This window comes from Paenibacillus forsythiae T98, assembly GCF_000520735.1.
Lineage (GTDB): Bacteria > Bacillota > Bacilli > Paenibacillales > Paenibacillaceae > Paenibacillus_AQ > Paenibacillus_AQ forsythiae.
Genome location: NZ_ASSC01000421.1, coordinates 1 through 8,093 on the forward strand (window position 1 = coordinate 1; position 8,093 = coordinate 8,093).

The following is an 8,093-nucleotide window of genomic DNA, read 5'->3' on the forward strand; positions in this document are numbered from 1 at the left end:
ATGACCCAGAGCTCGGTGCTCAATGTTAATGCCGACACCGGTCTCATTAACCCGCAGCGTGTGCAGACAATGCTGAGCACGCTGACGACAACCTCAACCTCCTATATCCTGCTTGCTTCGCTGGATACGGCCAGGCGCCATCTCGCGCTGAACGGCCATGATATGGCGGAGCATGCGATCGAGCTGGCCAAGTATGCCCGGGAAGCGGTCAATGAAATCGAAGGCTTGTACAGCTTCGGCAACGAGATCCTGGGCACGGAAGCCACCTACGACCATGACCCTACCAAGCTGAGCATCCATGTGCGCCATCTGGGCATTACCGGCTGGGAAGCGGAGAACTGGCTGCGCGAGAAATATAATATCGAAGTCGAAATGAGCGACATGTATAACATTCTTTGCCTAATTACGCCCGGAGATACCCGGCAGTCCGTAGATAAACTGTTGTCTGCCCTGCGGGTATTGTCGGCCATCCATTACGGCAAGGGCGATATCTACGAGCTCAAGGTGCAGGTTCCCGAGATTCCGCAGCTTGCGCTTACTCCGCGCGACGCCTTCTATGCGGATACGGAGCTTGTGCCGTTCAAGGAATCGGCAGACCGGATTATCGCCGAATTCATCTATGTCTATCCTCCGGGTATCCCGATACTGCTTCCCGGAGAGGTCATTACGCAGGATAACATTGATTATATTCTCGACCATGTGGAGATCGGCCTGCCTGTCAAGGGACCGGAGGACCGCACACTCCATCATGTCAAGGTTATCGTCGAAGCCGACCCGATATTCTAAGCTGTCGGAATGTGCAAGCTTCGCCCTTATTCCGGATTGCTCATGCAAAAACCCGATACCTGATCATAAGGTATCGGGTTTTCTTCAGTCGGCGCCGATGAAGCAGATCCGACTTCTATATCTTGTCCGAATCTATCCCTGCTTGGCAAGCAGTTCGTTGTAAGCCTCTTCCACAGCTTTCCATTCCGCTTCGTCTTCGATATTGTAAAGCACCATTTCTTCGTCTTCCTCTTCCATGCGCAAAATGATGCCGTCGGCTTCAGGGTTCTCGCGTTCCAGCAGCAGCGCATAGAGCTTATCGGCTACGTCGAACGTTTCAACCAGCACCATTTCCACATCTTCGCCCTGCTCGTTCGTCAAGGTCAGCACAAACTCCTCGTGCTCATGGTTGTGCCCGCAGCTGCATCCATCGCCACCATGCTCATGCCCGTGATGATGGCCATGTCCGCCGCAGCATGCTTCGCCATGCTCATGTTTGTGATCGCTCATTAAAATACCTCGCTTTGAATTGAATTATCCTACATTTGGTATGTTAACACGTAAGACAAGTTCAGGTCAATTTACAGGCATCCGCAAAAAGCATTAATTCAGGGCGGTGATGACCTTTTCGGACACAAGCGAGTAGTCGCCGTTACGGGTCGCTTTCATGTAGAAGCCAACCCGGTACTTGCCGCTTTCCTTGAAGTCGTAGGTTATTTCCTTGGTCGAGAACCAGAAGTTGTCCTTCTGGTCGCTGTCCAGATCCCGGGAATCAAGGTCCTTGATGTTGCCGGAAGGATCGATAATCGATACTTTCACGCCCGCAATATCGCCGGAGAGGCTATCCACCTGGCAGAGTGCTTTAAATTTAAGCTTGCCCACATTGACATTACCAAAAATGGCATCGCCCTTGAACAAGGATATGTGCACATTCGGTTTAATAATTTTTACCCTGCCGGAGTCGGTCCAAATGACCAGCCCGTCGATCTCCCGCGCGGGAACATACGTCTTCCCGTCGATTAAGTAGCCGCCGTCCGGGATTTCCCTGCCGTTACTCCATACACGCACCTTCTGATAGACCGAGTCGGCAAATAACAGGGAACCGCCCATCAGCGAAAAGACCATTACGCAAACCGCAACTTTTCTCCATCTTTTTTTCATAACCCTTGAACCTCCATAACTCATTCATGCTGTTAATATATACTTCATCCGCATAGGCAAGTTGCGGCTGACGGGGCAAATTTTTATTGGACTAGCTATGGCGGCAACACCGGCCGGAAAAAAGAAGAACACCGGCTTCATCATGCGTTTACAAATGGCTGATACTATATCCTAGACGGCTAACCCGGGAGGTAATCATTCATGACTGTCAAGCTGCAAATGCTCGGAACGGGCAGCGCCTTCGCCAAGAACTATTTCAACAACAACGCCCTGCTGATGGACGGCGATTATACCCTGCTGATCGATTGCGGCATCACCGCTCCGCTGGCCATGCACGAGCTGGGGCGTTCCTTCGATGAAATCGAAGCCACGCTCATTACCCATCTGCATGCCGACCATGTCGGCGGGCTTGAGGAGCTGGCGCTGACCCTGCGCCATACAACCGGCCGCAAAATGACGCTCTTGCTCCCCGAAGCGCTCGTCGATCCGCTGTGGGAGCACACGTTGATGGGCGGGCTGTACCAGGAGGGCCTCATTACGTCGCTGGAAGACGTGTTTCATGTCCGGACACTGAAGCCGGACACGGTGTATTCCCTCTCGCCGGAAATCACCGTCCGCCTGATCCGGACGCCGCACATTCCGGGCAAGGACAGCTATTCGCTCATGCTGAACGAAGAGGTATTTTACAGCGCCGACATGACTTTCGAGCCGGAGTTCCTGACCAATCTTGTACGCGGCGGGGGCTGCCGTAAAATTTATCACGACTGCCAGCTGGAAGGAGCGGGCGTCGTCCATGCCACCCTGGAAGAACTGAAGAGCCTCCCCCCGGATATTCGCAGCCGGATTTCCCTGATGCATTACGGCGACGAGAAGCCGGACTACATCGGGCGGACGTCGGGAATGGATTTTGTGGAGCAGCATGTCATGTATGACCTTTGATAAAAAAAGGGACCATCCCGGCCTTTCGGCCTGCCGGATAGTCCCTTACCGTAATCCTGCGCTTAAAACGACGGCAGTTGATCGAGGTTATTGGTCGGATCGCCGTCGGCATCCCCCCGGATATGGGGAGCTCCGTCCTTCCCTTTGAAGATGTTGACGCCGGCGATGGCTCCCGCCTGAATCTCCTGCAACGCCTGCTCGTAGCTCAACACGCGGCCCGTCGAGGTCTGAAAGGAGGCAAGATCGCCGTCGCCGTTCTTCCGTACCGCCACAAAATGTTCCCGTTCCACGCTCGACATATGAACACGCTCCTGAATCCAGATTTGCCAAATACAAGGCACATCATAGCGTGTCCAGCAGGCGTGACGGATATGCGCCTTTACAATTTTTTTTGCATCCGCACATGCAGGATTCCGGCATCATAGAACGGCTTCTCCGAGATCACTTCATAGCCAAGCTTGCGGTAGAAGTCCTCGGCCTGGCACTGTCCGTCCAGAATGGAGGTCTCAAGTCCGAGCTCCCGGGCCAGTTCCTCAAGCGCAAGCAGCAGCACGCGGCCGTAGCCCTTGACTCTGTACTCCTTCAGCACGGCGATCCGCTGCATCTTCGCGGTGCCCTCTCTATAATAGGTTAATCTTCCCGTGGCAACGGGAACCCCATCGTCAATTAGCAGCATGTGATACGCATCCGGGCCAATTTTGTCGAAAGGGTCGATTTCTTCCTCCACAGGAACCTTTTGTTCTTCGACAAACACCTTTTTGCGAATATCGAGCCCCTGCTGCAGCTGTTCCTCCGTTGTAACGCGCACAATCTCCGCCGCCATCCTTCTCAGTGCCCCTCTCTCCAGCAAGTCGGTCTATTATACTAAAAATCCCTCCAGGCTGTATAGCCGGATCGGTAAGAGAACAGCAGCAAATGGGCAGTTACCGGCCATTCCAGCCATCCGAGTAGACGTCACCCGGAATGGATTCCGAATATACGTCCTTCATAATCGGCGCCAGCGGATCACGTTCTTCTCCAAGCCCCCGTCCGGGGTTTGTGAGATTCGGCATATCCAAAGAAGCGGGGTGCGCAGGCTCCGTGGACATTCCGCTTACGGACATGCAGCCGGCCGCCAGCAGCAGCGCGCCGAAGGCGGCGGGCCATCCCAGTTGTCTTTTGTTCATCCGTCCGCCCTCCTTTCTCTCGATCCACAGGTCATGCAGGTTCTGATAACAGTTTTAACGAAGCCGGAATGTTTTATAACTCAGACTCTGACCGAAAGGAAATCTATGCTATAATGAACACGTTTGACCCTATGAATATCTACGAAAAGAGAGGATTTAATGACTGGTGAGATTCTGCTTCAGGTTGTGCTTCCGGTGTTCATTCTGATTGGCGCAGGCTCGCTGCTTCAGCGGCTGTTCCGGCTGGATTTGTATACGCTGGCCAAAATCAATTTCTACTACATAACGCCCGCTGCGGTGTTTATGAGCATGTACCTCTCGAAAATGTCCCCGTCCCTGCTCGGAATGGTGGTCGGTTTCTATGCCCTGTACATAGGCATTCTTTATATTTTGTCCTTTATCCTTACACGTTTCCTAAAATACAAAACGGGCATGAAGGCCGCATTTACGAATAGCGTGCTGCTGGATAACGCGGGCAACTACGGCATGCCGGTCAACGAGCTGGCGTTTCACGGAGACGCTCTCGCCGCTTCGCTTCAATCGCTGATTATGGCGCTGCAAAGCCTGCTCACCTTCACCTATGGGGTTATTTCCATTCAGCGGGCCAAGCTTAAGGGCAATTACCGGATCGTCCTCATCGGATTTATGAAAATGCCCGTTCCATACGCGCTGGTGCTGGGACTTGCGTTTCACGCCTTCTCCGTGCCGCTGCCCCTGTTCATCTCCAAGCCGCTAACCTATGCTCAGGAATCGATGGTCGCGGTCGCGCTGCTTACGCTGGGAGCGCAGATTGTCAAGTATCCGCTTCGGCTGGCCCGGGTCGATATTTACCTAAGTCTCCTTCTGCGCCTGTTCGCCGCTCCTGCGATCGGCATTCTGCTCGTGCTTGCGCTCGGCATCAAGGGCATGCCCGCCCAGGCGCTGATTATCGCTTCCGGCATGCCGACCGGCGTGAACGCCTCGCTGCTGGCCGAGGAATATAATAACGAGCCGGACTTCGCGGCCCAGACTGTGCTGATTTCCACGCTGCTGAACGTCATTACAATTACCGGTTTAATTACGCTGGCCCGAACGTTAGGGTAAGATAAGAATAACCATACACAAGGGGGAGTAGCTGATGAACAAGCTTGTATTTTTCCTTGGGGGAGCAGGGGCAGGCAAGACGACGCTGGCCAAAGCGCTGGCAGCCCGGCGAAAAGCGGCCTTCTTCGACATGGATATCCTGCTGCGGCCGGCTGCGGAAGCGATCATGACGCTCCATGGACTTGACCCTGCCGACCGGGATTCGGAAGACTACAAGAAGCTGTGCCGCGATCTGGGATACCGGATTACAATGGATGCCGCTCTGGACAACGTCAAGCTGAATGTGGACAGCATCGTAGTCGGCCCTTTTACAAAAGAAGCCGCAGATGAAGGGTGGATTGCTCGCGAGCTGTCGCGAATCGGCCGATCACTGCTCGATGTGGAGGTCAAAGCGATCATCGTCAGCCTGTCTGACGAGACGCTTTATAAGGAAAGAATTGCCGCCAGAGGCTCGAAGCTGGACGATTGGAAGCTGCGCCACTGGGACGTCTTCCGCGCCTCGCTTGTCAGCCGCACGGTAAATTGGCCGCTCCCTTCCTCCTCCATCCTGCACTTTGACAATTCCGGAACGGATCCGGCCCTGGCTGCGGACGCCATCGAACGGTTTGTCTATCCGGAGGAATAACCTCTCCCGGTCCGTCCTATCCTCGCCTCGCCTCAGATTCCCCCTATATTTCCAGAAGGTCTAAATTATGCTAATAAGGGAATGTTTGTAGTATTGTCAAACATTTCGGCCTTGCGCAAATTGTGAATCAAATCACTACTATTTATAATTAAACGTAAATTACCCGCGTATTTTGAAAAAAAGGCCACGAGAGGATGAATAAAATATGAATAGTGGAACGGCTCAAGAACAGGAAAGATTGCCCCGCCACCTGCTTGCCATGCTGCCCTGCCCGCTTAAGGTGCCGATTGAAGAAACCTTTTTGCATCAGCAAAGCTCGGGGCTCTGGTCTGATCTGGACCCGGAAGAGCTGGAATTTGAGGGAAATGCGAATCAGAGCGACTTCTATAAAACGGTGAATGAGTTTCAATCCGCAGACGAATTGCCGGATATCGTCATTACACCGGGAATCAGCAGCTTCTTCCATCGGGAGTTTCGGAGCCGGTTTCTCGATCAGGCTGTATTCGCCGACGCTGCGGGCTACGCTCCAAATGAACGGTTCGCGGAAATCGATATGCAGGACCCGACCGGGAGAGTCACGTTAATGTGTGTGAATCCTCTGGTCATTGTGGCCGATACCGCCCGTTTGGGCGATACTCCCGAGCCGAGCTCCTGGAGCGATCTGCTGAATCCCGTGTACCGGAAGCAGGTCACGATGAGAGGCCATAACGGCACCTTTTGCGAAACGGTGCTGCTAACCTTGGGCGAGCAGTTCGGCGAAGAGATGCTGACCGGTCTCGGGCGCTCGGTTCGCCAGGGACTTCACCCGGGCCAGATGGCTAAGCTGGCGGGGACCGATAATGAGGCCGGAACGGCTTTATACGTGATGCCCTATTTTTATGCAAACATGATCCGCAAGAAGCAAAAAGTCAATATTATCTGGCCGGAAGAAGGCGCGATCGCCAGTCCGGTGTTCCTGCTGGTCAAGAAGAACGCATCGGCGGGCGGGCAACGTCTGGCTTCCTTCTTCACAAGCAAGGAGACGGCTGATCTGTGCGAACAGGCCTTCTTCCCATCGCCTCATCCCTCGGCGGCATCCGGGCTTACCCCGCGCAAGCTGCTGTGGATGGGCTGGGATCTCGTCTGGAACCAGGATATTCAGGCCAAGACGGACGCGGTGAACGCCGCCTTTAACAAAGGGTTCGAACAGGGGGAATAGGATATGAAGCTCATAACCGTGGCGGGTCCGCCGTCGAGTGGCAAAACCTCCATGCTTCTGCGTGTGATCGATTGGCTGAAGGAGCAGGGGCTTCAAGCAGGCGTCGTTAAATTCGACTGCGTTGCCTCCAAGGATGATGAGCGATACCGCGCCAAAGAAGTGCCGGTGCTTCTCGGCCTTGCCGGCAATCTCTGCCCGGACCATTATTTTGTAACCAATATCGAAGCCTGCGCGCGCTGGGGACAATCGCTGGGACTCGATATTCTGATCAGCGAGAGCGCCGGTCTATGCAACCGCTGCTCGCCCTTTATCCGCCGTGCTCTGGCGGTCTGTGTCATTGATAATTTATCGGGTGCGAATACGCCGACCAAGATGGGGCCGCTGCTGAAACAGGCCGATATCGTGGCCATTACAAAGGGAGACATTGTCTCCCAGGCCGAGCGCGAGGTATTCCAGTACCAGGTCCGCAAAGTGAACGCCCGGGCGGAGATTCTCCACATCAACGGCCTGACCGGACAGGGCAAGGAGCGCCTCGGCGCCCTGCTTGCGCAGGCGGAGGATATTGACGATCTGGACGGCCGGAAGCTGCGTTTCTCGATGCCGGCGGCAGTCTGTTCCTACTGCCTGGGTGAAACGAGAATCGGGCACGACTATCAAATGGGCAACGTCAAGAGCATCGCCATTCCGGACGTTTCCCGCCCGGAGGTGAGCTGACATGATGGAGGATATTCAATCCATTACGATTCTTGGCGGCCGATCCAAATCCGGCGAACCGGAGGATGTCAACTTAAGATTGGTCCCGGGCGACCTGGTTGCCGTCGTCGGACCGACCGGCTCGGGCAAGAGCAGGCTGCTGGCGGATATCGAGTACATCGCCCAGCGGGATACGCCAAGCGGCCGATGCATCCTGATTAACGATCAGCCGCCCGCACCCGAGATCCGGTTCGACATGGGACGGAAGCTGATTGCCCAGCTGTCCCAGAATATGAACTTTGTGATGGACGCCACGGTAGCGGAGTTCATTACGCTGCATGCGGAATGCCGCGATACCAACTTTGACGAGACGGGACTCGATGAGCTGATTGACAGCGTCGTTACCCAGGCCAACCGGCTGACCGGCGAGCCGATCCTGCCGGATACCCCGCTGACCGCGCTC

Annotated in this window: 12 protein-coding genes; 7 read left to right on the plus strand and 5 right to left on the minus strand. The window is 54.7% G+C overall.

The genetic code is table 11. The features are described from left to right. A partial coding sequence (locus L692_RS0113570) for an Orn/Lys/Arg family decarboxylase (RefSeq protein ID WP_025700645.1) occupies window positions 1-786 on the plus strand: 786 nt, incomplete at its 5' end. A gap of 132 nt (window positions 787-918) precedes the next feature. On the opposite strand, the gene L692_RS0113575 is transcribed toward L692_RS0113570, so the two are convergent. Continuing rightward, window positions 919-1,275: a DUF1292 domain-containing protein gene (locus L692_RS0113575; RefSeq protein ID WP_025700647.1), complete on the minus strand. Its 357-nt coding sequence runs from the start codon at window positions 1,273-1,275 to the stop codon at window positions 919-921. A 93-nt stretch (window positions 1,276-1,368) separates the two neighbouring features. Further along, on the minus strand, window positions 1,369-1,926 hold the full coding sequence (locus L692_RS0113580) for a hypothetical protein (RefSeq protein ID WP_025700648.1): 558 nt from the start codon (window positions 1,924-1,926) through the stop codon (window positions 1,369-1,371). Window positions 1,927-2,127: 201 nt separating this feature from the next. Between L692_RS0113580 and L692_RS0113585 the strand changes: the two genes are divergently transcribed. Then, window positions 2,128-2,865 (plus strand): MBL fold metallo-hydrolase, encoded by a 738-nt coding sequence (locus L692_RS0113585; RefSeq protein ID WP_025700650.1) that lies wholly within the window; start codon window positions 2,128-2,130, stop codon window positions 2,863-2,865. Window positions 2,866-2,927: 62 nt separating this feature from the next. Here the strand turns inward: L692_RS0113585 and L692_RS0113590 are convergent, their stop codons facing one another. From L692_RS0113590 to L692_RS0113600, 3 genes are all read right to left on the minus strand, one after another. After that, window positions 2,928-3,164, minus strand: coding sequence for a DUF3892 domain-containing protein (locus L692_RS0113590; RefSeq protein ID WP_025700652.1), 237 nt, complete (start codon window positions 3,162-3,164; stop codon window positions 2,928-2,930). 80 nt (window positions 3,165-3,244) lie between these two features. Continuing rightward, the gene (locus tag L692_RS0113595) at window positions 3,245-3,688 is read right to left on the minus strand and encodes a GNAT family N-acetyltransferase (protein ID WP_025700653.1); all 444 of its coding nucleotides are present in this window, start codon (window positions 3,686-3,688) and stop codon (window positions 3,245-3,247) included. A 100-nt stretch (window positions 3,689-3,788) separates the two neighbouring features. Beyond that, a complete protein-coding gene (locus tag L692_RS0113600) occupies window positions 3,789-4,031 on the minus strand; it encodes a hypothetical protein (RefSeq protein ID WP_025700654.1) in 243 nt (80 codons plus the stop codon). Between the two features lie 159 nt (window positions 4,032-4,190). Here L692_RS0113600 and L692_RS0113605 point away from each other — a divergent pair, with 159 nt between their 5' ends. The 5 genes from L692_RS0113605 to L692_RS0113625 form a co-directional block, all read left to right on the plus strand. Beyond that, window positions 4,191-5,114 carry an AEC family transporter gene (locus L692_RS0113605; RefSeq protein ID WP_025700656.1) on the plus strand — a complete coding sequence of 308 codons (924 nt, stop codon included), beginning with the start codon at window positions 4,191-4,193 and terminating at the stop codon, window positions 5,112-5,114. Window positions 5,115-5,148: 34 nt separating this feature from the next. Then, window positions 5,149-5,739, plus strand: a complete 591-nt coding sequence (locus L692_RS0113610) for an AAA family ATPase (protein ID WP_025700657.1) — start codon at window positions 5,149-5,151, stop codon at window positions 5,737-5,739. A gap of 205 nt (window positions 5,740-5,944) precedes the next feature. Further along, window positions 5,945-6,937, plus strand: coding sequence for an ABC transporter substrate-binding protein (locus L692_RS0113615; protein WP_025700658.1), 993 nt, complete (start codon window positions 5,945-5,947; stop codon window positions 6,935-6,937). 3 nt (window positions 6,938-6,940) lie between these two features. Further along, window positions 6,941-7,651, plus strand: a complete 711-nt coding sequence (locus L692_RS0113620; protein WP_025700660.1) for a GTP-binding protein — start codon at window positions 6,941-6,943, stop codon at window positions 7,649-7,651. A 1-nt stretch (window position 7,652) separates the two neighbouring features. Then, window positions 7,653-8,093 (plus strand): ATP-binding cassette domain-containing protein (locus L692_RS0113625; protein ID WP_025700662.1); only part of this gene is annotated, 441 nt, incomplete at its 3' end.

Bases quoted from the DNA above. Each gene is read 5' to 3' on its own strand.
- L692_RS0113595 (WP_025700653.1), bottom strand. From the start codon at position 3,688: ATGGCGGCGGAGATTGTGCGCGTTACAACGGAGGAACAGCTGCAGCAG.
- L692_RS0113610 (WP_025700657.1), top strand. From the start codon at position 5,149: ATGAACAAGCTTGTATTTTTCCTTGGGGGAGCAGGGGCAGGCAAGACG.
- L692_RS0113615 (WP_025700658.1), top strand. From the start codon at position 5,945: ATGAATAGTGGAACGGCTCAAGAACAGGAAAGATTGCCCCGCCACCTG.
- L692_RS0113600 (WP_025700654.1), bottom strand. From the start codon at position 4,031: ATGAACAAAAGACAACTGGGATGGCCCGCCGCCTTCGGCGCGCTGCTG.
- L692_RS0113620 (WP_025700660.1), top strand. From the start codon at position 6,941: ATGAAGCTCATAACCGTGGCGGGTCCGCCGTCGAGTGGCAAAACCTCC.
- L692_RS0113580 (WP_025700648.1), bottom strand. From the start codon at position 1,926: ATGAAAAAAAGATGGAGAAAAGTTGCGGTTTGCGTAATGGTCTTTTCG.
- L692_RS0113575 (WP_025700647.1), bottom strand. From the start codon at position 1,275: ATGAGCGATCACAAACATGAGCATGGCGAAGCATGCTGCGGCGGACAT.
- L692_RS0113585 (WP_025700650.1), top strand. From the start codon at position 2,128: ATGACTGTCAAGCTGCAAATGCTCGGAACGGGCAGCGCCTTCGCCAAG.
- L692_RS0113590 (WP_025700652.1), bottom strand. From the start codon at position 3,164: ATGTCGAGCGTGGAACGGGAACATTTTGTGGCGGTACGGAAGAACGGC.
- L692_RS0113605 (WP_025700656.1), top strand. From the start codon at position 4,191: ATGACTGGTGAGATTCTGCTTCAGGTTGTGCTTCCGGTGTTCATTCTG.